Below are 24,339 nucleotides of genomic sequence, written 5' to 3'. Positions count from 1 at the left end.
TTCTTTTTCAGATGTTTTGTTTTTCAAAAGACCAATTTCATCGTCAATTTTTAATGTTTGTGAGTCGTTCTTTTTACAATTGACCAAAATCAATAAAACAAAGATTATTAAAAATTTATTCATTTATTTTTTCTTGTTTAGATGTAGTTTTCCAAGTACCATTAGAGTTATATTTATATTGGTTAATGTTGATATTACAACATCCAACAGGGTTTTTAGTTGTTATTGTCTTATCATTACTATTAATATCTTCAGCTAATACGCCATGTTGTAAAGGAAATGAATCTATAGGAACAAAGCTTCCGCTTTTATCTTGGATATAATATTCATATAACTGGCCTGCGTTACCACCATTATCCCATACAAATGCAAAATCCTCTAAACCATCAAAATTAAAATCATTGATTATAAATTTATCACAGGGTAAATCACTGTATTCAATCCAAGAATTAGGCTCAAAATAAATTTCTTGCTTTTTATTATTTCTTTTATTGGTTACAATAATCCATGCTGATGTGGGATTTTTTTGTTCCTTATCATTGGAAAACTGTGCTGCTTCGATCATAAATTTATATTCTTTTGAAGCGTTATTGATTTCACAGGATTTCTTTTTTTGCTGACAAGCTTTATTTTTTATAGTTTTTATTTTACTTTCATTAATAAATAAAGTTGGAGCATAATCATTAAATTGATAGGATATAATACCTTTTTCTTTATCAACCCAATCTAATATGTAATATGAATTTTCTTGTTTATCAACATAAAAAAAGATCTTGTTTCCTTGAATTTTTGTATGATCAATATTAAAATTAGAATCTTCCATAGGAGTATGGTCATATATTATGTTACTGTTTATTTCAACAAATCTATCAGCATCTGTACAATGGTAATAATTACTATTTTCTTTGTTGATTAAAAGCCATTTACCTACATATTCATTGTCTGCTGTATTTTTATTTGAAGGTTCTTGATATAGTGTTTTCTTTTCTTCTTTTGAGTGACATGCATTCAATATGGAAAAGAATATTCCAAAATAGATGAACTGTTTTAATGTATTTTTCATTTAATTAATTTTTTCTTATTTGTGTTACAGTATAAAAATGTCCGTTATATACCGTCTTACCTTTAAGGGAGTATTCTTCTTTATCTAAATATAATCTGTTAGCATCATTAGCACCCTTTTCTTTGTAGATTGTTCCAACATCATAAAAGATATAATAACATTTATCACCATCACATTTTCTTCCTACTATTACTACAAAATGATCAGTAGAATGATCTAGATTATTGTTAATTTTATATCCTAGTCCATGATCTACTCCCACCTGTACGGGATGCCCTTTTTCTAACTCACTATCTAAATATGCGATAGCATCTTTTGAAATTTGATTGTTTATAATTAATTTAGTATGGCTATCATTCTCAATAGCAGTTTGATATATTCTAGATGGGCTTGTAGCTTTAAGACCATTATTTATTAATATATCATCACATGTTCTTTTGCAAGCTACCAATTGTCTATCACGGCTACCCCATTTAGGGTCAAACTGTGTTTGCCATTTTATTTTATTTCTTAAATCTATTTCCGATTTTCCACATGATGTATTTATAGATGGTGTTTGCACATTCTCTTCAGTACAGCAATTATATCCAAACTCTTTTAAAAAACCAGCTTTTAAATGCAATGGGCTTTTTCCAGATAACTCTTCTTTGTAAAATTGATCATAAAATTCTAAAACTTTTTCCATATTTTCGCTGGGTTGACCATATCTACCAGGAGGTAAACTTGCCCACTCATAGCTGCCATATAGCTCTGTTGCTTTTTTAATTTCGCCATTGACTATTAAGTCTAGCATTCCTGGTCTTTTATACTTGAATAGAATTATACAATATTTATCTTGACTTTCGGGTGAAAAGTCTTTTATTTTGTGAGAATTTCGTTGTGCGATCATACCTTTATCTTCCCAGTTATATCCCATTACTTGATAAGCTCCTGAAGCAGAGCTGTATACCTTTTTTCCTTTTTTATTTGTATACCAATAAACCATAATATTAGGATGATCATTCATACTTTTATTGTGTGGAGATTGGGTAAAATTACTACCACCAAATAATTTTTTATAGCCATTTTCAAAGTCATAAGGAATATATATGGTCTCTACCTTTTTTGTTTGCTTATTGATTTTTTCAGATTTAATAAGCTCTCCAGTCCCTTCACCAACTCTTAACATTCTCATATAAGCTCTTACTCTAGCTTCACATTCACAAACTTTATTATCTTCTTGTTTTTTCTTCTTCTGCGCTTTCACTCCCACTGTAGAATTTCCTTCAGGCTTGCTGCTTGTCATTTCCCGAAGTTTAGACATGATACCGCTACTTTCGGCAAAATCGGCAAGGTAATCTGTGGCTTTGGTAATAATTCCTTTTTCTTCTTTTTTAGAAATAGGTTTTTGTTCAGCAGGTGAACCTTTAGCTTTTGGCTGTCCTTTTTCTTTGGGAAGCTTTGTACCAATAGGAGGGGGTACAACGCCTGGCGTCCAGTATAAAGGATTTTTCACATTTACATTTTCAGAATCATGAATCTTTCCTTTGTAATATTCTACAGTTACATAAAATTCCAACTCTTTGGCATCTGCTTCACCTTTCATAGCCTTTTTCATCAGAGCTTTTGTCAGCTGAAATTCTGCAATAGCCAATCCGTTCGTATCCACACGTTCTGTTTTTTCCTCTACCACCAAATTTTTAGGATCATGACCACTTCCTTTTTTATCATCTTCCCACAATGTGAAAACAAGTTCTTTTCCAGAAAGGTTAGTAGTATGAGCTTTTGCTCTCAATTTATCATAAAAGCTGAAAGTATCTCCTTTTTTGTTATCTACATAATGAAATTCAATCTTTCCAATTTTTGGAACTTTTGCGGGTTGGGGGTTAATGATCAATCCTCCGCCTTCAGGCTTATGAAGATAAGCTTCCAAACGATAGGTATATTGTGAAGCTACTTCTCCAAACGTAAAGCTGCTAATCCCTGTTTTTTTTATATTGGTAGTTGTAAATTTTCCGTTTGTTCTTTTTTTGAAAAGCTCCCAAGTTACTTTCAAAGGATTTCTTTCCAGCAAAGGTGTTCCTTCATACCATTGTGTAACGGTGTAGGTCACTTTTTCACCAACAGTGGGAGAGGGATTTCCAGAAATCATAGAAACACCTCGCTTTCCCTTGTTGTCAAGCCTTAGTTTAGCTTCTTTTTCGGATAATTTTTGTTCTTCTGCGAGTTCTCTTTGGTATTCTTGTTCATGTTTTTCGTCTTCATCTGCCAAAAAGCTAAATTTTCTTTTTGCCATATTTTTGTGTTTTTAATTTAATAAGCATCTAATTCTTCTTCGTCCAACTGGTCATTAAACTTCCTCAAATCCACTGTCGGGTTAATGTATTGATGTACTTTCGGATCAGCATTTTTAAAATTCTGTTTGCTGAGCTGTGCGCGTTGCCCGTGATCCAGGATTTTTATTTTTCCCCCCATGGAACATTGAAGTTCTGAGATTTCGGTCAGAAAAGCATTTCCCAAAACTTTGGTGTCTGGATAAAATTTCTTCCATTTTCCTGCGGGAGCAAAGGTGCAGGGTTGATTATTTTGCAGCGAACAGTTTCCAAACGGAACTGCAGACGGATTAAACTGAAGATCATTTTCGGTAACAGCAAGATAATCATCAGAATTATCTTCGTTATTGATGTAATGTTTTTTATGGCTGCTCACTTTAAATTGCGGAAACTTTGTTCCTTTATCGCAAATCGCCTTTCCTTTCTGGATGATAAAAAGTTTGCCGTCATGCTCACCCGCATCTTTCTCTTTCGTTTCTTTTTCTTCTTTGGGCTCTGTATTCTGCTCAGCATTTGAAGATGAATCAACAGAAGATTTTTCTGTATCATTATTTTCGGCATTGTTTTCTTGAGCTTTAGCTTCTTCCGCTTTTTTCCTTCTTTCTGCAATTACAGCATTCATTTTTTCTACTTCATGCGGTTCCGGAATGGTGAGAATCATGCCTTCTTTGATCTCATTTCCGATCCCTCGTTCGATGGGGCCTTTGAAGTTGTGGAATTCTTTAAGCGAATAGGCGCTCGGTAAGCCTAATTTTTGAGAAAGGGACAGCAGAGTATCACCTTTTTGAACTTTATATTCTTTCATGATTGTGTTTTTTTTGTATTTTATCAAATGTATAAAATTATTTTAAATTGAGTTCAATTTTTGCAGTTTCCTTTACATTATAGAAATATGAATCGATAATAATATCAGCCTGTTGCAGGAGTTTATGTTGTTTAGACAGATGAAAGTTTCCGGTAATTTTAGATTCCAGCAATTCATCTTCGTCGTGTTCTGCATTGCTAATCGGCAAATGATTCAGAATTTCCTGCTGACTTCGATCATCGATACATTCTGCATTGAGCGTGACGGAAATATCCTCTGCGATCGTGAGGAGGTGTTGATTTTTATACAAAATTCTTTCAGGCATATATCTGCTGTTGCTTTCATTTTTTCCTGAAGTGTATTTTTTGAAATAAGGATAAAAATAGGTTTGCAAAAACAAATCCTGCTGATAAGCTTTTATAAGCTCATTTTTTACTTCAATGGTTCTACGGACTTCTTCAATATACGCGATCGAATTTTCATCCGTATAAGTTTTCAGTAAATCGTGTTGAGTGGTTTTCCATCGTTTCAAAATTTCATGATAATTTTTTATGTCATGAATTTTTCTGTTAAGATCAATTTCCAGTCCTGCCGGATATAAGCAAGCAGAACATTTCAATGCCAGTTCATAAGCTTTCATTTCTGCTTTTTCACCGTTTACCGTAAGTAGTTTTTTTTGATACAGAAAAGTAAAAAGTTGCTCTTCTTTCTCCAAATACTTCAGCCGTACTTCAAATTCACTCGTATTTTGAAGAATATCATCCAAAAAATCCTGAATGATGAATTGAATTTTTTCATCCATCTCATTAAAAATCGGAAGCAGAATTCCGTTTTCAATTAGATTGTTTGCCCGGTTTGTCCTTTCTTCTAAAACTTGCTTTTTTCTAAGAATATAATGTTCAATTTCTTTTTGGTCGGGTATGAAAATTTCCTGTCCGACAAATAGAGTAGGACCTAAATGGTTGGAATCATCAGGCGTATGAAGGTAATGATGATCTTTTAAAATATTAAGATCCGGGATATGATACATTTCGGCAATTTGTTCCAATGTTTCACCTTTTTTCACAATATGGGTTTGTAAAAATATATTCATGATGCTGAAAATTTACAGTGAAATGATATTGAGAAAAGTGAAAAGTTGCTGACCCGATTGTCGCAAAAAGAATTTCTTTTGAAAAGTGGTATTTTTCATTATTTGGTGTTTTATATTTTCAAAAATAGAAAATTAAAATCAGATAATATGATTTTGGTAATAAAAAGTTTAGGTAGGAATTGATTTAAGTTAAAAGTAAGCGTTAAGGCTGGAAGATGGAGGAGGGAAGAAGTAAAGTATTCAACTTTGAGCTTGCGTCTGTCAGCTAATTAAAGGATCAGTTACAAAACTTGGGGGAGTAAGGAAAAAGTTTGGCATCCCAGAAGGGATTTAGGCAGGGTATTAGAAAACAAGACTAAAATAATTCTTTATTTTCTTTTTAACGCTATCGATCGCTAAAGCTTTACCTATCATTTTAAATATTTTCGATCGCAAAACGAAGTTTAGCCGATTCCAATAAAACAAACATAAATTTGAGGCAATGGCGTTCTACTCAGCAAATGATAGCAATACTTAACTATAAAAATTCAAAGCCTCCAACTTTGAACACAAAGCCCACAAAGTTTTATGATCAAGAGATGTTTTAAGTTTCACAAGGCCGTTCCACTTATAAAAGATAAAAAATTCTCCCCCAAGTTTTGAGATTGAACCTAATTAACCAAGTTTCAATCGAATTTTAAACCCACAAAAAAGCACAACATAAATGCTGTGCTTTTGATTTTTATCTTGAAGATTGATTTTTACAATCCGAAAACTCCTGCAAATAAATCCGGAGCAACTCCTAAAACAATAACTGATGCGATGATGCAAACTGCAACGATATTGTAAGTCAATGTTACTTTTTCTGAAGATTTGAACGTGCTTTCTTTGAAGAAGAACATAGAAATAATCAGTCTTAAATAGTAGGCAATAGAAAGAGCAGAACCCAAAACTGCTACGATTACCAAGAATACTCCGTGGTTAGAATTCATTGCCTGAGAGAATAAAGCAAATTTCCCCATGAAACCAGCCGTTAACGGAATTCCTGCCATTGAAAGCATAGAAATTGCCGCTACTGTTGCCAATAAAGGTTCTGTTTTTGCCAATCCTTTGAAAGCTCCGAAAGAAGTTTCTCTTTTTAGCTTTTCAACATAAATCAGACACATAAAAACTCCTACTGTTGATAATGCGTACGCAAATAAATAGAACGCCAAATTGTAAGTAGAAAGGCTTGTCATTCCGAAGAACACCAAACCGATGTATCCCGCGTGAGAAACTGAGGAGTAGGCCAACATTCTTTTTGCATTCGTCTGAGCAAGACCCATAACGTTTGCCAAAAGCAATGTGATAATTAAGAATACTCCGAAAACATTGATCCATTCTTCTGTAACACCACCGAAACCAACGGTCATTAATCTGAATAGTGCGAAAAATCCTGAGATCTTCACCACACTCGCCATGAAAGCGGTGATTAATGAAGGCGCTCCGAAATAAACATCAGGGCTCCACATGTGGAAAGGTGCTAATGCTACTTTGAATGCCAATGCACAAAGAATCAGTAAAACTCCTAAGATGAACATCACGTCTTTTGGATTTGAAACTCCGAAATCCTGGATTTTATATAAATCGAAACTTCCAACACTTCCGTAAATAAATGCGATACCGAACAGTAAGAAACCTGTAGCGAAGGCACCCATTAAGAAATATTTAATTGAAGCTTCGTTTGATCTTAAATCAGTTTTGTTAGCTCCCGCCATTACATATAAAGGAATAGAAAGAATCTCAACGCCTAAGAATAGCGTTACTAAGTTTTGGTATCCGAAAAGGATAATTCCACCGCACAATGCGAAAAGCATTAATGCGTATAATTCTGACTGGTGACTTCTGTGGTTGCTGAATGCAAAACCTCCCAAAAAGAATAATAATAATGTCGTTACGATTGATATTTTAGTGAATAACGCAGTATTGGCTGTGTAGTCATACATATGTTTGTACTGTCCGAAGAAAGCACATTCTGGCATGAAACTTACCCATAATGCGATGATTAATCCCAAAATCCCAATGTATCTTGCGAATTTCCCTTGTTCAAAAACTCCTGAAAATAACGCAACAACTGCCGTTAGGAAAACAATAATTAAAACACTCATTTCTTAAAATATCAAATTAGCTTACCATTGATTGGTAGATAAACTTCAACGAACTATTCACCATTTCGATTATCGGTTGTGGGAAAATACCAAATACAATCACAAAAACCGCTAAACTTGCCAATACAGAGAATTCTACTGCAGATAAATCTTTTACTGTGCTCAACACGGCGTCGTCACCTTGTCCGAACATTGCTTTTCCGTAGAATCTCAATAAGTATACAGCACAAAGAATTACCGTAAGACCAGCGATTACCGCTGCCAATCCGTTAAAATCATATACTGCTTTCAACAGGATAAATTCTCCGATGAATCCATTAGTCAATGGAACTCCCATTGAACCTAATAAAATGATCAGGAACAACACCGCAAACTTAGGAGCAACTTTCGCCAAACCTCCCATTTGTCTGATGTCTCTTGATTTAAATCTTTTGTATAAAATATCACAACAGTAGAATAGACCTGCCACGTTGATACCGTGAGCAAAAGTCTGTACCAAAGCACCTTCAGCACCTTCGATGTTGAAAGTTCCCCTTAACGTAACTACCGCAGAAGCGAAGATACCTGCCACCATTAATCCAACGTGAGAGAAAGAAGAATACGCAATGATTCTCTTCATATCTGTCTGGATGATAGCGATCAATGCTCCGTGAACAATTCCTACAATTGCAAGGATAATTACAATCTGCCCTGAAATTCCTGCAATTGGAAGGGGAGTGATTGGTAATAAATAACGCATAACTCCGTACACCGCCATTTTAAGCATGATCCCCGATAAAAGCATCGATCCCTGAGTTGGTGAATAAGTATACGTATCCGGTTGCCAAGTGTGGAATGGGAATACCGGTAATTTCACTGCAAATGCAAAGAAAATAAACCAGAATACCACCGTTTGTTGTGTTTCATTTAATTGAGCATTATATAAATCTGTCAGTGCAAAAGATGCCGAGTGATTGTAAACATAAATCAATCCGGCTAACATGAATAATGACCCCACGAATGTATATACGAAGAATTTCGTAGTGAATTCCATTCTTTTATTTTCTTGACCCCAAAGTCCAGCAATGAACCAGATCGGAATCAAAGTTACTTCCCAGAAAATGTAGAACAGTAATCCGTCCAGCGACGTGAAAACTCCTACCAATCCGAATTGCATTAGCAAAATCAAACCATAGAACGTGTTTCTGTAGCTTACATTTTCATTAAAAGAAGATAAAATAATGATTGGCGCTAAAATATTCGTCAACAATAAAAGAAGTAAACTCATCCCATCGATACCGAAGTGAAGAGAACTCTTCATAAATTGTGACCAAGGGTAATTGATCTCGTGCTGCAATACGCTGTCTACTGTTGGCGTAAAATTAAAATCCGCTGTAATGTAGAAGGTAACAAGCATTTGTACCAATGCAATTCCCAGTGCCAAATATTTGCTGGATTTATCTTTCCATGCAAAAACTAATCCCGAACCTACTAGAGGTAATAGTAATAATGTTAATAATAAACCAGACATTATTGTAATATAAAGTTAACAATCAGTATAATTCCCACAGCCAAAGACATGATTAGAATGTAGTTTTCTACATTTCCATTCTGGATACGCTTCATCGCTTTTCCGCTGTCTTCAGCACCTTCACCTACGAAGTCTACAAAACGATCAAGAATACCTTTATCAAACATCTTTCCTCCGCGTCCTAATCCTTCAACAGTTTTTACAATTAATGCATTGTAAAGTTCGTCAATATATAATTTTTTAGCAGACAGTTTCTCCCATCCTGTGTACTGCTCTTCCGGTAACGCTTGTTTTTTCTTATTTACATAAGTATTTTTAACAATGAACCATACGCAGAAGAACATTAGAACTGTTGCTCCTAAAAGTATCATTTCAGTACCAAACGGAACTCCCGAAAGAGTAGCCTCCATTTGTTTAAAGCTTTCCTCAGTAAGAACCGGCTTCAACCATTCCATTAATTTTGCATAATGACCGTGACCGATGAAGTGAGGAAGGTTAATTAAACCACCTAAAACAGAAAGAATAGCCAATACGATCAATGGTAATGTCATATTTGTCGGGCTTTCGTGTAAGTGGTGTTTTTGATCTTCAGTACCTCTAAACTCTCCATGGAAAGTCAAATAGTACAATCTGAACATATAGGTTGCAGTAATAGCCGCTAAAATGAATAAGAATACCCAGTAAATAGGGTTTTTAGCAAAAGCTGCTACTAAAATTTCGTCTTTAGAAATCATCCCTGATAATAAAGGGAATCCTGAAATAGCCAATGTTCCAACAAGGAAAGTAGCGTGAGTGATCGGGATATATTTTTTCAAACCTCCCATGAAACGCATATCCTGTTCGTTGCTCATGGCGTGGATTACAGAACCTGCTCCCAAGAACAATAATGCTTTGAAGAAAGCGTGCGTCATTACGTGGAACATTGCTGTTGTGTAAGCTCCAAGTCCTAAAGCGATGAACATGAATCCAAGCTGTGAAACTGTAGAGTAGGCCAATACTTTTTTGATGTCGTTCTGACGTAATGCGTAGAATCCTGCCAAAGCAGCAGTTAAGAATCCGATGAATAAAATTCCTCCCTGAACGGTTGGTGCTAAAGTAAATAAGAAGTTTGATCTTACTACTAAATAGATACCTGCCGTTACCATCGTTGCCGCGTGAATTAACGCAGAAACAGGAGTTGGCCCAGCCATCGCGTCCGGTAACCAAGTATATAATGGAACCTGAGCAGATTTACCCGTTGCACCGATAAATAAACTCGCCGTAATAAAAATAATTACGCTTCCGTCTAATTCAAATTTTCCAGCGTTTTCTGCTACGGTAAGATAATCAACAGCGTTTGTTTGTCCAGCGATCATGAAGATACCGATTAGCAACGCAAGGTCACCAATTCTGTTCATAATGAAAGCTTTTCTTGCTGCTTTACCATATTCTTCGTTGGTGTACCAAAATCCGATTAATAAATAAGAACACAATCCTACACCTTCCCATCCGATGAATAGGATCAGGTAGTTGCTTCCCATTACCAATAATAACATTGAGAAGATAAATAAATTTAAATAAGTGAAAAACTTATAGAAACCTTTATCGTGGCTCATATATCCGATAGAGTACAGGTGAATTAAAGAACCGATACCTGTGATGATCATTACCATCATTAATGACAACTGATCAATCTGGAATCCGAAATTGATCTGAACTCCGTTTACTCTAAACCATTCAAAAGCTTTTACGATTACGGGTTGGCTTTCTGAATTGAAACCCAAGAAAATACTTACTGCGATGCAGAAAGATGCAAAAACCATTGCCGTAGCCAAACTACCCACAACAATTTTTGGAAGATTTTTCCCGAAAAGACCGTTAATAAGAAACCCTAAAAGTGGTAAAAGTACTATTGCATATACTAAATTCTCCATTCTTATCCTCTTAATTTATTAAATATACTTACATCTACAGAACGGGTATTTCTATATAGCATAGCAATAATTGCTAAACCTACTGCTACTTCCGCAGCAGCAACCACCATAATGAAGAAAACTAAAAGTTGTCCGTCTCCGTTACCTTTGTATGCTGAAAATGCAGCCAATAAAAGGTTCGTAGAATTTAGCATAAGCTCAACACAACCCAAAATAACAATAGCATTTTTTCTCAACAATACGCCTAACACTCCCAAACAGAATAATACTGAAGAAAGAATGATGAAATAATTCAGAGGGATGCTTTGTATAAATGTATTTACTTCTCCCATAATTTTATAGATCTTTTTTACCGATTAATACCGCACCTACAATACCTGCCAAAATAAGGATGGATGCAAGCTCAAACGGCAAAACATATTCATTAAACAAAAGTCTGCCCAGATTTTTCGTTAAACCAACACCTTTGTCTACATTTTCAACAACGATATGGTTCTGCTGAACACCTCTGAATACGCCTAAAATTCCAATTAATAAAAGACCGGCTGTAAAAACTCCGACAAACTTTAAAGTATTGCCCTTCTTACTTTCGTCTTCTTTATTAAGGTTAAGCATCATCAGGATATAAAGGAATAATACCATGATCGCTCCGGCGTATACAATAATCTGGATAATCGCAAGGAATTGTGCATTCAGAAGGATGTACATACCTGCAATAGAAAACATCGTAACAATTAATGACAAAATAGCATATAAAGGATTTCTGGCAAACACGAAATAAACCGCACTCGCCACTGCTAAAAACGCCACCAAGAAAAATAAAAACTGATCCATTATTTTACCGCATTTTTTTGTTTCTCGGATTGTCTTTCAGTGATATCAATCCTTTGATTTATTTTTTCAACCAATTTATCTTTTCCATAGATGAAAGAACCTCTGTTGGTTTCCACGTCTACCAATCTGTCTGTAAGATAGATCGCAGATTTCGGACAAGCCTCTTCACACATACCACAGAAAATACATCTTAGCATATTGATTTCATATACCGATGCATATTTTTCTTCTCTGTAAAGATCTTTTTCTTCTCTGGTTCTTTCAGCAGCAGTCATTGTAATTGCTTCTGCAGGGCACGCCACCGCACAAAGTCCGCAAGCGGTACATCTTTCTCTGCCTTCCTCGTCTCTTTTCAAAACGTGTTGACCTCTCCAGATATCTGCTCTCGGTTTCTGTACTTCCGGATACGAATATACTGCGGGAGCACCTTTCAATACGGTTCTTACAGCATGCTTAAATGTAATCCCCATTCCTGTAAAAATCGCAGGTAAGTAGATTTTTTCAGCAAGGGTCATTTCTTTGTTAGAAACAACTTTTGATCTGTTCGTAAGTTTCATTTTCTTTTATTATTAAATGTTAGAAGATGGAAGCTGGGAGATGGAAGTTTGTCGCATCATCACATTTTCACATCAGCTCATTTTCAAATTTTCAAATTATTCTAGTTTGCAAACGCTAAAATTACAGCTCCTGTAATTAATAAGTTTACCAATGCCATTGGAATTAACGTTTTCCAACCTAAGTGCATTAATTGGTCATATCTAAATCTTGGAAGCGTCCATCTGATCCACATGAAGATCAAAATTCCGATCACTGTTTTAGCTAAGAATGCTACGATACTCAAGATACCAGCTGTGTTTTCACCCCAGTTTTGAGTTACCCATTCAATTCCCGGATAGTTGTACCCTCCGAAGAAAAGAACCACCATGAAAGCATTAGAGATAAACATATTCACGTATTCACCGAACATATATAAACCTAATTTCATTGATGAGTATTCTGTAGAATATCCTGTTACCAATTCAGATTCACACTCAGGTAAATCGAAAGGGTGTCTGTTTGTTTCTGCTAAAGCTGCTACAAAGAAAACAAGGAAAGCAATCGGCTGGTAGAAAATGTTCCAGTTAAGACCCGAAACCCACGGAATGAATCCCCAAAGTTTTCCTGTTGTCTGGCTTTCTGTGATTTCTTTTAAATCTAAACTTCCCGTCATCATAATGATAGAAAGTAAAGCCAATCCCATTGCCAATTCGTAAGAAATCATCTGAGAAGAAGCACGGATGGCACCTAATAATGAATATTTGTTGTTCGAAGCCCATCCTCCGATCATGATTCCGTAAACACCAATTGAAGCCATTCCGATGATGAAAAGTACACCAACATCGATGTTAGCCACCTGAAGATCATAAGAAGTACCTGCAATATTTAAACTTTTACCCCAAGGAATAACCGCTCCCGTGATTAATGAAATAAACATTACCAATGCCGGTCCCAATACGAAAAGGAATTTTTCGGCATTGGCAGGTGTAAAATCTTCTTTAAAGAAAAACTTTCCACCGTCAGCAAGAGGTTGCAGCAATCCGAAAGGTCCTGCTCTGTTGGGACCAATTCTATCTTGCATGATAGAGGCAACTTTTCTTTCTGCCCAAGTAGAGTAGGCTGCAATCGTTAATGAAAGCAAGAAAAGCGCTAGTACAAGTATAAGTTTAAATGTAAGTAAATCCATTTTTTATTTTAAATGTTTGAAGATGGGAGCTGGAAGCTGGAAGTTTATCACGTCGTGCATCAACTCTTCATCACATTACCAATTTATTTTATTTTTTAACGATTTTAAAATTAAAAGTAGAAGTGAAAAATTTTACGGTTAAAAACCTCCATCTTCCAGCTTCAAGCATCCAACTTTTTATTTTTCGTCTTTTTCACTGATTTCTTTAGCCATTGGATTGTCTAAAACTCTTAGCTCATCCTTTGGTTTTTCATAGTGATTCAATGAAATAACTGAATGTCTGTCGATGTGTCTAGGACCTTCGATGTTCCAGTCTGAAAGAGATTTTCTTTCGAAACGACAAGTATCGCAGATGAATTCTTCAACTTCACCCCACTGATCTTTTCTTGCAGTTACTCTTGAAATTTCGTCACCTTTCATCCAAACGGTAGCTTTCCCTGAACATTTATCACATTTACAAGAAGCATTCATTGGCTTTGTAAACCAAACTCTGCTTGCAAAACGAGAAGTTCTGTCTGTTAAAGCTCCAACCGGACAAACGTCGATTACGTTTCCGATGAAGTCGTTATCTAAAGCTTTATTTAAATAGGTAGAAATTTCAGCGTGATCTCCTCTGAACAAAATTCCGTGCTCTCTTTCTCCAGTTAACTGGTTGGCAGCGAGTACACATCTTGCACAAAGAATACAACGGTTCATGTTCAATTTAATGTGAGGACCAAGATCGTCTGCTTCGTACGTATTTCTTTCGAATTCTGTTCTTGTCTGAAGATTTCCGTGCTCATAACCTAAATCCTGAAGGTGACATTCACCAGCCTGATCACAAATAGGGCAATCAAGAGGGTGGTTTACCAATAAGAACTCGGTTACCGCTTTTCTACCTTCCTGAGCTTTTTCAGAAGTAAGATTTTTTACTTCCATACCATCCATCACATTGGTTCTGCAGCTTGCCACCAATTTTGGCATAGGACGAGGATCTGCTTCCGATCCTTTAGAAACTTCCACAAGGCAAGTTCTGCATCTTCCTCCACTGGTTTCCAATTTGCTATAATAGCACATTGCAGGAGGTACAGATTTTCCACCGATTTGTCTTGCAGCTTCCAAGATAGAAGTTCCAGGCATAACTTCGGTAGTCTGTCCGTCTATAGTTATTTTGAATTTTTTAACCTCTTCGCTCATATTCTATGCTTTTCGCTTATGCCTTAGCAGTTAAGCTCTATTTTAATTATACTTTTTTGTATTAAATGTATATCCGATTCCGAAATTGAATTCTCCAAAAACGAAATCCTGTGCAGCTTTATCGGGCTTATTATTAAGGGTTGTCTTAATATCCGGCATATTGATGTATCCGAATTTACCTTCCGCCTGCAATACAATATGTCTCAATACCACAACACTTAGAGCCGTTCTGATATCTGCTCCGAAACCTGCCAAATGGAATCTGTCACTTCTTTCATTTCCCATTAGTTTTACATTAGATTTCGGTACCAAAGCTCCGATACCTGCTCCGTAGCTCCAAAAAACATCAATATTCTTTTTATCGTAGATATTCATGTATTTCTGAGCGCCGATATTTACATAATTAAGACCGTCTGTATGTTCAAATGTTAATAATTTGCCATCCGTAAGATCTACTCTTCCGTTGTTTACCAGCGATGCATATTCAGGATTGTTGATATATCCTTTAAAATCTACGGTCTGGTTTTGATCCATCACATATTTCATGTGATCCATCCCTAAAGTAATCCCTAAATTATCCTTAATAAAATAAGTTACTCTGTAGTTTACCTGAGGAACCGTCACTTTTCCAGGGTTGAAATATAAATTCCATCTGAATGCCGATTGTCTGTCGTGAGCCACTACATTATTCAACTGAAAATCATATCCATCACCCTTAAAACGGATGTCTGAATTTGAATACATTGAATTATTCCATCCCCAAAATGCCAATACTGAACCTTTTTTAAAAGGATTTACCTCCTTTTTGTAGGTAGGTTCTGTAATTTCATTTGTGCTTCTATCTATTAAAGTATCTCTTTTTGCCTGAGCAAAAACAAGATTCGACATCATTAAGCCGACAACCAATAATTTATTCATCTAATTAAGCGTTTTTTTCAACCGCAGGGATTGGATCTGCATAATTGCCCAATCCGTAATTTTGTGTCTGAGACAACTCAGGGTTTTTAATATGCCATTCAAACTCATCTCTGAAGTGACGAATAGCCGCTGCAACAGGCCAAGCCGCTGCATCACCCAATGGACAGATCGTATTTCCTTCGATTTTTCTCTGGATGTCCCAAAGAAGATCGATATCTTCCATTTTTCCTTCTCCTTTCTCGATTTTTTTCAAAATCTTGTACATCCATCCCGTTCCTTCACGGCAAGGAGTACATTGTCCGCAACTTTCGTGATTGTAAAATCTTGCCAACGTCATGGTATGTTCTACGACACACTGGTCTTCATCCAATACGATGAAACCTCCTGAACCCATCATTGTTCCGGTAGCAAAGCCACCATCTGCTAATGATTCGTAGTTCATATATCTTGGTTCTCCGTTTACGGTTTTTAATAATAAATTAGCAGGAACAATTGGAACTGAGCTTCCTCCAGGGATACAAGCTTTCAGTTTTTTTCCGTCTTTAATACCGCCGCAATATTCTTCAGAGTAAATGAATTCTTCAACCGTAATAGTCATGTCGATTTCATAAACTCCTGGTTTGTTGATGTTTCCACAAGCAGAAATCAATTTTGTACCTGTAGATCTTCCCACTCCGATTTTAGCGTATTCAGCTCCTGTAATATCAATGATTGGAACGATTGCCGCGATAGATTCAACGTTATTTACAACCGTTGGTCTTTCCCAAAGTCCTTTTACAGCCGGGAATGGCGGTTTTAGTCTCGGATTTCCTCTTTTACCTTCAAGAGATTCAAGCAATGCCGTTTCTTCACCGCAGATATACGCTCCACCACCTCTTTGAACGTAGATTTCTAAATCGAAACCTGTTCCTAAAATATTTTTACCTAAAAATCCTGCTGCTTTAGCTTCTTCAATCGCTTCTTCCAAAATATCAGGAATCCAAGAATATTCTCCACGGATATAGATATAAGAAACGTTTGAGCCTAAACAGTAAGATGAAATTAGCATTCCTTCAATTAATAAATGAGGAAGAAATTCCATCAGATATCTGTCTTTGAAAGTTCCCGGTTCAGATTCATCGGCATTTACCACCAAGTGTCTTGGCACTCCTTCCGGTTTTGCCAAAAAGCTCCATTTCATCCCAGTCGGGAATCCAGCTCCACCACGTCCACGAAGTCCTGAAACTTTTACTTCTTCAAGAATTTCGTCCGGTGTCATTTTCAAGGCTTTTTCAGCTGCTGTGTAACCTCCCTGTTTACGGTACGTTTCAAAGTAGCGGATACCTTCTATATGTGCGTCTTTAAGTAAAAGTTTTTTACTCATTGTTATATGCTTTTGGCGAATGGCTTTTAGCTTTTGGCTATTTGCTCTGCGCCTTTTTTTAATTAGTTTAAAATTTATTTAGCCCAAATCAACCTGTCCTTCTCTGCAAAGATCAAGGATTTCGTCAACTTTTTCTATCGTTAAATTTTCATGAAAGAATTTTCCTAACTGCATCATCGGCGCATATCCACAAGCACCCAAACATTCAGCAGGCTTTAATGTGAACATTCCGTCTTCCGTAGTCTGTCCGTCCTTAATGTTCAGTTTTGTTCTGATATGATCCAGGATTTTCTCGCTTCCGCAAACCATACAAGGCCCCGTTCTGCAAACTTCCAAAACATATTTACCAACCGGTTTCATGTTGAACATGGTATAAAAAGTAGCTACTTCATATACTTCAATTGGCTTAATACTCAATAATTCAGCAACATAATCCATCACAGGAACGTCTAACCATCCTCCGAATTCTTTCTGTGCTACGTGAAGTACAGGAAGAAGAGCAGACTTTTGTCTTCCTTCAGGATATCTTGCGATAATTTTGTGTACCTGTGCTAAACTTTCCGGTTTAAAAGCTATTGTTTCGCTCATTTTTTATCTAAGATTAAAGAACATAGAAAAAAGAGAAAAGACTCTGAGATTCGTGTTCTAAATTCAATTTTATATTGGGTGATGAAAGTCTTTTATCTTTCATCTATTATCTAAATTCTAATTATGCGTCTAATTCTCCCGCAATAATATTCATACTACACATCGTTACGATCGCATCGGAAATTACAGAACCTGTAATCATCTCAGGATACGCCTGGTAGTAGATAAAACATGGTCTTCTGAAGTGCAGTCTGTAAGGACTTCTTCCACCATCACTCACTAAATAGAACCCTAATTCTCCGTTTCCACCTTCTACAGCGTGGTAAACTTCACCTTTAGGCACATCAGTTTCTCCCATTACAATTTTGAAATGGTAAATCAAAGCTTCCATTTTTTGATAAACATCTGCCTTTTCAGGAAGATAGAAATCAGGTACATCCGCGTGGAATGGTCCTTCAGGAAGATTTTCGTATGCTTGTTTGATGATTTTAATGGATTCCCAGATTTCCTGTTGACGAACCATGAAACGGTCGTAAGTGTCACCAGAAGTTCCTACTGGAATGATGAAGTCGAAATCTTCATAAGAAGAATAAGGTTGTGCAACTCTTACGTCGTAATCTACACCTGTTGCACGTAAGTTTGGACCTGTGAAACCGTAGCTTAATGCTCTTTCTGCAGAAATTGCTCCTGCTCCGATGGTTCTGTCCATGAAAATTCTGTTTCTTTCTAATAAAGTACAGAATTCTTTGAATCTTGGTGGGAAAGTTTTAAGGAAATCCTTTAATAACTCATGGAATTTCGGTGTGAAATCTCTTTCAAAACCTCCGATTCTTCCCATATTGGTCGTCATTCTCGCTCCGCAGATCTGCTCGTACATATCGTAAATACGCTCTCTTTCGATGAACATGTAGGTAAGACCGGTAATTGCTCCGGAGTCCATCCCGGTTACACCATTACAGATAAGGTGGTCACCGATTCTTGCTAATTCCATTAAAATGACACGCATATAATCTACACGTTTTGGAACTTCAACACCAATTAGCTTCTCCACTGTCATGTGCCAACCTAAATTGTTGATCGGTGCAGAACAGTAATTCATACGATCGGTAAGGGTCGTGATCTGAGAGTAGTTTCTTCTTTCAGAAATTTTCTCAAAAGCTCTGTGGATATATCCCACCGTCTGTTCTGCGTGAAGGATTCTTTCTCCGTCCATCGTTAAGATATTCTGGAAAATCCCGTGCGTTGCAGGGTGAGTGGGTCCTAAATTGAGGGTGTATAATTGTCCATCAATCTGCTCCTTACTGTCGTACTGGTTTAGTATATTAGATAATGAGTTATCTTTCATAATTTAAATGCTTTAGGCGATAGGCTTTAGGCTTTAAGCTATTGCTTACTGCTTACTGCTTATTGCATTATTTTTTATCTTCCGAACATGCTATCGTTCTTGTCGGTTCTAGTTCCGTCTTCCAAACGATATTCTTTCAACATTGGGTGGTATCCAAGATCTTCCATATTTAAAATAGCTCTAAGATCCGGGTGTCCTTTAAATTTAATTCCGTAGAAATCAAAAGTTTCTCTTTCCATCCAGTTAGCTCCTGCATATAGTTCCACCAAAGAATCCACTTCTATATTTTCTCTGGACATAAAGATCTTCAGACGCAATCTGAAATTAGCCATCATATTATGCAAATGATAAACAACGCCTATTTCTTTTTCAGGAAATTCAGGGTAATGGATTCCACAAATATCTGTAAGGAAGTTAAATTCTAATGATGAATCTTTAAGATAGTGAATGATCTTCTTGATATCTTCTTTCTTTACCTCGATCGTCAGCATTCCATATGGTTCTGAACTCTCGATTACAGATTCCGGAAATTCTCTTGTGATTGCTTCTAATACAAATTCGTTTGTCATTTCCGTTAGTTGCTTATGTTGTAAGAATCTAATAATTTCTGATATTCAGGAAGATCTCTTCTTCTGATGCTTTCGCTTTCAGCAAGAGCCTGAACCTGCATTACTCCTTCAATAATTTGTTCCGGTCTTGGAGGACATCCAGGAACGTAAACATCTACAGGAATAATTTTATCGATACCTTGTAATACAGAATACGTATCAAAAATACCACCGCTGGAAGCACAAGCTCCAACTGCAACCACCCATTTCGGCTCTGCCATCTGAGTATAAACTTCTTTTAGGACAGGTCCTAATTTCTTTGATATAGTTCCGCAAACCATCAGCATATCTGCCTGTCTTGGTGAGAAAGAGTTTCTTTCCATACCAAATCTTGAAGCATCATACGTTGGGTTTAGGGTAGCCATAAACTCGATACCACAACAAGAGGTTGCAAAAGGTAAAGGCCAAAGTGAAAACTTTCTAGCCATCCCGATTACACTGCTCAGTTTCGTTGCGAAAAACCCTTCTCCTTCAAATCCTTCCGGAGCAGGTGCATCTGTTCTTATTACTGGTTTGTTATCTGACATAATTTCTTCTTCTTAAATAGTTTTATTTATCCCAATCTAAAGCGCCACGTTTCCAGACATAGAAAAATGCCATGAAGAAAATCGCCACGAAGGTAAGCACTGCCAAGAATCCTTCCATTCCGAATTCTCTGAAATTTACAGCGTATGGGTAAAAAAATACGATTTCAATATCGAATAATACGAATAACACCGCTGTCAAAAAGTATTTGATGGAAAACGGCGTTCTTGCATTTCCTTCTACCGGGACACCACATTCCCAGCTTTGGTTTTTTACAGAATTTCCTTTTTTCTGTTTAGGGCCTAAAAAATGCGCTCCAAGCAAAGAAACTGCTACGAATGCTACCGCAACACCTGCTTGTATTAGGATTGGAATATAACTTTCAGGTAAATTCATTTTTGCATTATTATCTCAATTTGCAAATTTAGCGAATAAACAAGAAAGCATGAAATTTATCAGCTTAAAAGTGGCTTGAAAATGGGTGAAATCGGTAATTTAGAATTGATAAAAATAAGATTCTATTTCTTCATTTTTTTTAGCAAAGAGAACGCCATAAATGAAATATATCCAAAAAGAATACTTGCATAAATAATATTAATCGCAGTATTGGTTCTGTCGTCATCCGATTGTAAAAAGAAATTGTAAATAATAAATCCGGCAATTAAAATTCCAAAAATGATAAGATGTGGCTTCATGATGAGTTGGGAGGGTTTGAGAGTGGTAGAGTTTTGGGATTGAGTTAAATTGGTAAGATTGCTCATTACCAATTACTCATTACTGATCCCCAAAGAGTAAGTTCTTCTTCTCTTATGGTTTACCGGATTGTAATCCTGCCAAAGCACCTGAACACTTTTATTTTCTTCCAGTTCAGGATTGGTTTCTGCAAACTGAATTCCCATGCTTGTAAATCGTACAAAAATCTCCTTGAAAATAATAGCCGTTACGCCACGTCTCTGATATTCAGGATGAATTCCGATAAGATAGAAATTAGCACGGTCGTTTTTCTTGCTCGCCTGTAAAAAATGCCACCAACCAAATGGAAACAATTTTCCTTTTGACTTTTGTAAGGCTTTTGAATAAGAAGGCATGGTGATGGCGAAGGAAACAAGCTCATTGTTCTCGTCTACCACACAGATTACATAGTTTTTATCGATAAAAGGAAAGTATTTTTCCTTGTATGTTTTTATTTGCTCTTCGGAGATCGGAGTGTAAGTTGAAAGATGTTTGTACGTTTCATCCAGTAATTTAAACATAGGTTCTACAAACGGTAAGATTTCTTCTTTCGTTTTAAAATGAAGAACTTTAAGCTTATATTTCTGAGCAATTAATCCACTGAATTTTTCTACTTTTTCAGGTAAAACTTTAGGAAAGTTCATTTCAAATTCTACCCATTCTTTTTCTTTGGTTAAACCAAGATCTTCAAGATGTTTAGGATAATATTCATGATTATAAATCCCGATCATCGTGGCCAGTTTGTCAAATCCCATTGTCAGCATTCCAGCCTTGTCGAGATTGGTAAAGCCCATTGGACCTTCTATTTTATCGATATTATGCTCTTTAGCATAATCAATTGCCTTTTGGATTAATGCTTTTGAAACTTCTTTGTCATCAATAAAGTCGATCCAGCCAAAACGAACCTTTTTTATACCTAATTCTTTTTCTTCTTTATGATTGATGATCACCGCAATTCTCCCGACCACTTTATTATCTTTCTTGGCAATGAATTGTTTAGATTGAGAATAGTTTAAAGCTGGGTTTTCTTTGGCATCCCAAATTTTAAATTCATCCTTTATAAAAGAAGGAACATAATAAGGATTGTTTTTGTATAAATCCATTGGGAATTGTACAAACTGCTTTAGATCATTAGGCGTTTTTACTTCAATAACTGAGACTGTAGACATAAGTTCAAAAGGGTAATTAATCAACAAATATAAATAATAAAATCGTAATACTTTGGCATAGTTTTTACATCTCAAAGCTTGAAAATATACAATAAAGTTAGTTAAAAATGATAGGTTATTACATAATTATCGGAATTTCGATGCTCGTAAGCTGGTGGGTTTCATCTAGATTGAAGTCGAAATTTGAGTATTATTCCAATATGCATCTTAGGAACGGGCTTTCTGGTAAAGAGGTTGCGGAAAAGATGTTAAGAGATAACGGAATTAATGATGTTCAGGTAATTTCGGTTCCCGGACAGTTGACAGACCATTACAATCCTTCAGATAAAACAGTGAATCTTTCAGAAGCTGTTTATATGCAGAGAAATGCTGCTGCGGCGGCAGTTGCGGCTCACGAATGTGGTCATGCGGTTCAGCATGCGGTAGGATACTCGATGTTGCAATTGAGATCAAAACTGGTTCCTGTGGTTCAAATTAGCTCCAATTTGATGCAATTTGTTCTTATTGGAGGAATTATGATCATGGCTGCAACCAGAAGTATAGATAATCCAAATGGAAATACATTAGTCTTAGCGATTGGTGTTATTATGTTTGCTTTTACTACGCTGTTTGCATTCGTCACGCTTCCAGTAGAATACGATGCGAGTAATAGAGCCATGAAATGGTTGAAAGATACAGGAACAGTAACTGCTGAGGAATATGTAGGAGTTCAGGACAGTTTGAAATGGGCAGCCAGAACGTATGTTGTTGCGGCAATCGGTTCACTGGCACAGCTTCTTTACTGGGCCTCTTTATTGATGGGCGGAAGAAGAGATTAATCTTTAAATTCAAAAGAAACATACTGCATCTCGGACAATTTGTCTGAGATGTTTTCTTTTTGTGCCAACTTTAAGGAAGCGGTTAGAATACAATTTTCATCCGCATCAAAATCTAATACTTTTGCATCAAACTTTGAAAGCAGGGTGAAAATGATATTTTGTTGATTAAAATTAAACTGAATTTCGATTTGTGTTTCCAGTTCTTTGGTAATGATATTGGCTTCTTCCAATGTAATTTTAGCACACTCTTTATAAGCCTTTACCAAACCTGAAACACCCAATTTTGTTCCTCCATAATACCGAACAGAAATCACAAGAACATTTGTGATCTCATGAGCCAATAGTTGATTGTAAATTGGTAAACCTGCACTTCCGGAAGGTTCACCGTCATCATTAGCACGATAATTTTCCCCATTTAAACCCATTCTGAATGCATAACAATGATGTGTTGCTTTCGGATGTTCAGCTCTGATTTTTTCTAGGGCGGTTTTTAGTTCCTCTTCATTATTTACAGGAAAGGCAAATCCAAGAAATTTGCTTCCTTTTTCTTTTAATAAAGTATTTTCTATGGGTTTTTCTATGGTTTTGTATTCGAACAGCATTGTTTATATGTATGCTTCGACAAAATTAACAGGACAAAATTATGTGTTATATTGTCAAGCTGAACTTGTCGAAGCCTTTTTTAATTATTACGATAAAATTCAATCAAATTATCTCTAAAATTCTCAACTTTATTAAATGTAAAATCAAACTCAGGAGCTTTCGTTCCATTTTCCAGTTTCAAATTTTCATTTTTGATCACAATCGCTTCATCCCAAAGATTAGCATTAATGAATTGTTGTAAAGTAAACCTTCCTCCTTCAATAATAACTGACTGAATTTGTTCTTTATATAAAACTTCCATTACATCTGAAAGAAAATTTTCTTTATCAATTGTAATAAAATGAATATGATCCTGAACTTCTTCTTTTACAGAATTGATGACAATCGTCTTGGCTTCTTGATTGTAAATGTTAAAGTCTTGCGAAACTTTCAATTCAAAATCAATTAAAATTCTGACAGGATTTACGCCTTCTACATTTCTTACATTCAAACTAGGATTGTCATTCAAGGCTGTTTGTGTTCCGACCAAAATGGCGTGTTCATCTGCTCTTAACTGATGCACAAACTGATTAACCAAAGAATTAGAAATAGAGTAGGGTTTGAAATCTTTATCTAAAAATCCGTCGCTCGATTCTGCCCATTTTAAAATTATGTAAGGTCTTTTCTTTTCATGATAAGTGAAAAATCTTTTGTTCAGTTCAATACATTCATTTTCCAAAACTCCGGAAACAACTTCAATCCCTGCATCCTGAATAATCTTTTTTCCTTTTCCATTTACCTTATCATGAGAATCCATGGCACCAATCACCACTTTTTTGAAACCTAATTCTTTAATTTTCAAAGCACATGGCGGAGTTTTTCCAAAATGAGCACATGGCTCCAAAGAAACATAAATAGTAGATTCAGGGATCAACGATTTATCTTTCACGGAATTAATCGCATTTATTTCCGCATGAGGTTCTCCAGCTTGATGATGATAGCCTTCCCCGATAATTTCGCCGTTATGTACAATTACGCTTCCCACCAAAGGATTAGGATAGGTTTTTCCGATGGCTTTCTGAGCCAATTCGATACATCTTTTAATATAAAATTCGTCTTGCATATTGAATGAAAAA

Annotated in this window: 24 protein-coding genes; 1 reads left to right on the top strand and 23 read right to left on the bottom strand. The window is 36.0% G+C overall.

What is annotated here, in order from left to right; genetic code table 11:
• Positions 1-115: 115 nt before the first annotated feature.
• The 21 genes from OXQ85_RS10460 to OXQ85_RS10360 all read right to left on the bottom strand — a co-directional run bounded on the left by OXQ85_RS10460 (position 116) and on the right by OXQ85_RS10360 (position 21,803).
• Entirely contained in the window at positions 116-1,063 is a 948-nt protein-coding gene (locus OXQ85_RS10460; RefSeq protein WP_267404250.1) for a hypothetical protein, read from the bottom strand.
• Between the two features lie 4 nt (positions 1,064-1,067).
• Positions 1,068-3,338 (bottom strand): glycoside hydrolase family 104 protein, encoded by a 2,271-nt coding sequence (locus OXQ85_RS10455; protein ID WP_267404248.1) that lies wholly within the window; start codon positions 3,336-3,338, stop codon positions 1,068-1,070.
• A 17-nt stretch (positions 3,339-3,355) separates the two neighbouring features.
• Entirely contained in the window at positions 3,356-4,180 is an 825-nt protein-coding gene (locus tag OXQ85_RS10450) for a PAAR-like protein (RefSeq protein ID WP_267404246.1), read from the bottom strand.
• A gap of 37 nt (positions 4,181-4,217) precedes the next feature.
• On the bottom strand, positions 4,218-5,273 hold the full coding sequence (locus OXQ85_RS10445; protein ID WP_267404244.1) for a LysM peptidoglycan-binding domain-containing protein: 1,056 nt from the start codon (positions 5,271-5,273) through the stop codon (positions 4,218-4,220).
• Between the two features lie 740 nt (positions 5,274-6,013).
• A complete protein-coding gene (locus OXQ85_RS10440; RefSeq protein WP_267404242.1) occupies positions 6,014-7,399 on the bottom strand; it encodes an NADH-quinone oxidoreductase subunit N in 1,386 nt (461 codons plus the stop codon).
• Between the two features lie 16 nt (positions 7,400-7,415).
• Entirely contained in the window at positions 7,416-8,909 is a 1,494-nt protein-coding gene (locus OXQ85_RS10435) for an NADH-quinone oxidoreductase subunit M (protein WP_267404240.1), read from the bottom strand.
• A complete protein-coding gene (gene nuoL, locus OXQ85_RS10430) occupies positions 8,909-10,822 on the bottom strand; it encodes an NADH-quinone oxidoreductase subunit L (protein WP_267404238.1) in 1,914 nt (637 codons plus the stop codon). The genes OXQ85_RS10435 and nuoL overlap by 1 nt, the downstream gene beginning before the upstream one ends.
• Before the next feature lie 2 nt (positions 10,823-10,824).
• Positions 10,825-11,154, bottom strand: coding sequence for an NADH-quinone oxidoreductase subunit NuoK (nuoK, locus tag OXQ85_RS10425; RefSeq protein WP_055982308.1), 330 nt, complete (start codon positions 11,152-11,154; stop codon positions 10,825-10,827).
• Between the two features lie 4 nt (positions 11,155-11,158).
• On the bottom strand, positions 11,159-11,656 hold the full coding sequence (locus OXQ85_RS10420) for an NADH-quinone oxidoreductase subunit J (RefSeq protein WP_267404220.1): 498 nt from the start codon (positions 11,654-11,656) through the stop codon (positions 11,159-11,161).
• Positions 11,656-12,213 (bottom strand): NADH-quinone oxidoreductase subunit I, encoded by a 558-nt coding sequence (locus tag OXQ85_RS10415; RefSeq protein WP_267404218.1) that lies wholly within the window; start codon positions 12,211-12,213, stop codon positions 11,656-11,658. The genes OXQ85_RS10420 and OXQ85_RS10415 overlap by 1 nt, the downstream gene beginning before the upstream one ends.
• 101 nt (positions 12,214-12,314) lie before the next feature.
• Positions 12,315-13,379, bottom strand: coding sequence for an NADH-quinone oxidoreductase subunit NuoH (nuoH, locus tag OXQ85_RS10410; RefSeq protein ID WP_267404216.1), 1,065 nt, complete (start codon positions 13,377-13,379; stop codon positions 12,315-12,317).
• 177 nt (positions 13,380-13,556) lie between these two features.
• Complete coding sequence (locus tag OXQ85_RS10405) at positions 13,557-14,555, bottom strand: 2Fe-2S iron-sulfur cluster-binding protein (RefSeq protein ID WP_267404214.1); 999 nt, start codon at positions 14,553-14,555, stop codon at positions 13,557-13,559.
• 42 nt (positions 14,556-14,597) lie between these two features.
• Entirely contained in the window at positions 14,598-15,473 is an 876-nt protein-coding gene (locus OXQ85_RS10400) for a hypothetical protein (protein ID WP_267404212.1), read from the bottom strand.
• Positions 15,474-15,477: 4 nt separating this feature from the next.
• Positions 15,478-16,836 (bottom strand): NADH-quinone oxidoreductase subunit NuoF, encoded by a 1,359-nt coding sequence (nuoF, locus tag OXQ85_RS10395; RefSeq protein ID WP_267404210.1) that lies wholly within the window; start codon positions 16,834-16,836, stop codon positions 15,478-15,480.
• 78 nt (positions 16,837-16,914) lie between these two features.
• Complete coding sequence (locus OXQ85_RS10390; RefSeq protein WP_039370403.1) at positions 16,915-17,424, bottom strand: NAD(P)H-dependent oxidoreductase subunit E; 510 nt, start codon at positions 17,422-17,424, stop codon at positions 16,915-16,917.
• Between the two features lie 121 nt (positions 17,425-17,545).
• The gene (gene nuoD / locus OXQ85_RS10385; RefSeq protein WP_267404205.1) at positions 17,546-18,769 is read right to left on the bottom strand and encodes an NADH dehydrogenase (quinone) subunit D; all 1,224 of its coding nucleotides are present in this window, start codon (positions 18,767-18,769) and stop codon (positions 17,546-17,548) included.
• Between the two features lie 74 nt (positions 18,770-18,843).
• Complete coding sequence (locus OXQ85_RS10380; RefSeq protein ID WP_267404203.1) at positions 18,844-19,338, bottom strand: NADH-quinone oxidoreductase subunit C; 495 nt, start codon at positions 19,336-19,338, stop codon at positions 18,844-18,846.
• A 5-nt stretch (positions 19,339-19,343) separates the two neighbouring features.
• A complete protein-coding gene (locus OXQ85_RS10375; RefSeq protein ID WP_267404201.1) occupies positions 19,344-19,904 on the bottom strand; it encodes an NADH-quinone oxidoreductase subunit B in 561 nt (186 codons plus the stop codon).
• Positions 19,905-19,926: 22 nt separating this feature from the next.
• A complete protein-coding gene (locus OXQ85_RS10370; protein WP_040996932.1) occupies positions 19,927-20,298 on the bottom strand; it encodes an NADH-quinone oxidoreductase subunit A in 372 nt (123 codons plus the stop codon).
• 122 nt (positions 20,299-20,420) lie between these two features.
• Positions 20,421-20,597: a hypothetical protein gene (locus OXQ85_RS10365; protein WP_267404196.1), complete on the bottom strand. Its 177-nt coding sequence runs from the start codon at positions 20,595-20,597 to the stop codon at positions 20,421-20,423.
• A 72-nt stretch (positions 20,598-20,669) separates the two neighbouring features.
• A complete protein-coding gene (locus tag OXQ85_RS10360; protein ID WP_267404195.1) occupies positions 20,670-21,803 on the bottom strand; it encodes a GNAT family N-acetyltransferase in 1,134 nt (377 codons plus the stop codon).
• Between the two features lie 107 nt (positions 21,804-21,910).
• Here OXQ85_RS10360 and OXQ85_RS10355 point away from each other — a divergent pair, with 107 nt between their 5' ends.
• Positions 21,911-22,621 carry a zinc metallopeptidase gene (locus OXQ85_RS10355; protein ID WP_267404194.1) on the top strand — a complete coding sequence of 237 codons (711 nt, stop codon included), beginning with the start codon at positions 21,911-21,913 and terminating at the stop codon, positions 22,619-22,621.
• On the opposite strand, the gene OXQ85_RS10350 is transcribed toward OXQ85_RS10355, so the two are convergent.
• Positions 22,618-23,223, bottom strand: coding sequence for a YigZ family protein (locus OXQ85_RS10350; RefSeq protein WP_267404193.1), 606 nt, complete (start codon positions 23,221-23,223; stop codon positions 22,618-22,620). The two genes, OXQ85_RS10355 and OXQ85_RS10350, sit on opposite strands and share 4 nt — an antisense overlap.
• 80 nt (positions 23,224-23,303) lie before the next feature.
• The gene (ribD, locus tag OXQ85_RS10345) at positions 23,304-24,326 is read right to left on the bottom strand and encodes a bifunctional diaminohydroxyphosphoribosylaminopyrimidine deaminase/5-amino-6-(5-phosphoribosylamino)uracil reductase RibD (RefSeq protein ID WP_267404192.1); all 1,023 of its coding nucleotides are present in this window, start codon (positions 24,324-24,326) and stop codon (positions 23,304-23,306) included.
• Positions 24,327-24,339 lie beyond the last annotated feature (13 nt).

The organism is Chryseobacterium sp. GM_Chr_2 (assembly GCF_026540445.1).
GTDB lineage: Bacteria > Bacteroidota > Bacteroidia > Flavobacteriales > Weeksellaceae > Chryseobacterium.
The sequence above is the reverse complement of the archived record's forward strand: the minus strand, read 5'-3'. Positions and strand labels throughout refer to the sequence as shown.

Excerpts from the sequence above, each read along its gene's own strand:
- OXQ85_RS10460 (WP_267404250.1), bottom strand. The coding sequence starts at position 1,063 with ATGAAAAATACATTAAAACAGTTCATCTATTTTGGAATATTCTTTTCC.
- OXQ85_RS10420 (WP_267404220.1), bottom strand. The coding sequence starts at position 11,656 with ATGGATCAGTTTTTATTTTTCTTGGTGGCGTTTTTAGCAGTGGCGAGT.
- OXQ85_RS10445 (WP_267404244.1), bottom strand. The coding sequence starts at position 5,273 with ATGAATATATTTTTACAAACCCATATTGTGAAAAAAGGTGAAACATTG.
- OXQ85_RS10355 (WP_267404194.1), top strand. The coding sequence starts at position 21,911 with ATGATAGGTTATTACATAATTATCGGAATTTCGATGCTCGTAAGCTGG.
- OXQ85_RS10390 (WP_039370403.1), bottom strand. The coding sequence starts at position 17,424 with ATGAGCGAAACAATAGCTTTTAAACCGGAAAGTTTAGCACAGGTACAC.
- nuoL (WP_267404238.1), bottom strand. The coding sequence starts at position 10,822 with ATGGAGAATTTAGTATATGCAATAGTACTTTTACCACTTTTAGGGTTT.
- OXQ85_RS10370 (WP_040996932.1), bottom strand. The coding sequence starts at position 20,298 with ATGAATTTACCTGAAAGTTATATTCCAATCCTAATACAAGCAGGTGTT.
- OXQ85_RS10435 (WP_267404240.1), bottom strand. The coding sequence starts at position 8,909 with ATGTCTGGTTTATTATTAACATTATTACTATTACCTCTAGTAGGTTCG.
- OXQ85_RS10455 (WP_267404248.1), bottom strand. The coding sequence starts at position 3,338 with ATGGCAAAAAGAAAATTTAGCTTTTTGGCAGATGAAGACGAAAAACAT.
- OXQ85_RS10365 (WP_267404196.1), bottom strand. The coding sequence starts at position 20,597 with ATGAAGCCACATCTTATCATTTTTGGAATTTTAATTGCCGGATTTATT.
- OXQ85_RS10375 (WP_267404201.1), bottom strand. The coding sequence starts at position 19,904 with ATGTCAGATAACAAACCAGTAATAAGAACAGATGCACCTGCTCCGGAA.
- OXQ85_RS10380 (WP_267404203.1), bottom strand. The coding sequence starts at position 19,338 with ATGACAAACGAATTTGTATTAGAAGCAATCACAAGAGAATTTCCGGAA.
- nuoH (WP_267404216.1), bottom strand. The coding sequence starts at position 13,379 with ATGGATTTACTTACATTTAAACTTATACTTGTACTAGCGCTTTTCTTG.
- OXQ85_RS10415 (WP_267404218.1), bottom strand. The coding sequence starts at position 12,213 with ATGAAACTTACGAACAGATCAAAAGTTGTTTCTAACAAAGAAATGACC.
- OXQ85_RS10360 (WP_267404195.1), bottom strand. The coding sequence starts at position 21,803 with ATGTCTACAGTCTCAGTTATTGAAGTAAAAACGCCTAATGATCTAAAG.
- ribD (WP_267404192.1), bottom strand. The coding sequence starts at position 24,326 with ATGCAAGACGAATTTTATATTAAAAGATGTATCGAATTGGCTCAGAAA.
- nuoD (WP_267404205.1), bottom strand. The coding sequence starts at position 18,769 with ATGAAAGATAACTCATTATCTAATATACTAAACCAGTACGACAGTAAG.
- OXQ85_RS10350 (WP_267404193.1), bottom strand. The coding sequence starts at position 23,223 with ATGCTGTTCGAATACAAAACCATAGAAAAACCCATAGAAAATACTTTA.
- OXQ85_RS10400 (WP_267404212.1), bottom strand. The coding sequence starts at position 15,473 with ATGAATAAATTATTGGTTGTCGGCTTAATGATGTCGAATCTTGTTTTT.
- nuoK (WP_055982308.1), bottom strand. The coding sequence starts at position 11,154 with ATGGGAGAAGTAAATACATTTATACAAAGCATCCCTCTGAATTATTTC.
- OXQ85_RS10440 (WP_267404242.1), bottom strand. The coding sequence starts at position 7,399 with ATGAGTGTTTTAATTATTGTTTTCCTAACGGCAGTTGTTGCGTTATTT.
- nuoF (WP_267404210.1), bottom strand. The coding sequence starts at position 16,836 with ATGAGTAAAAAACTTTTACTTAAAGACGCACATATAGAAGGTATCCGC.
- OXQ85_RS10405 (WP_267404214.1), bottom strand. The coding sequence starts at position 14,555 with ATGAGCGAAGAGGTTAAAAAATTCAAAATAACTATAGACGGACAGACT.
- OXQ85_RS10450 (WP_267404246.1), bottom strand. The coding sequence starts at position 4,180 with ATGAAAGAATATAAAGTTCAAAAAGGTGATACTCTGCTGTCCCTTTCT.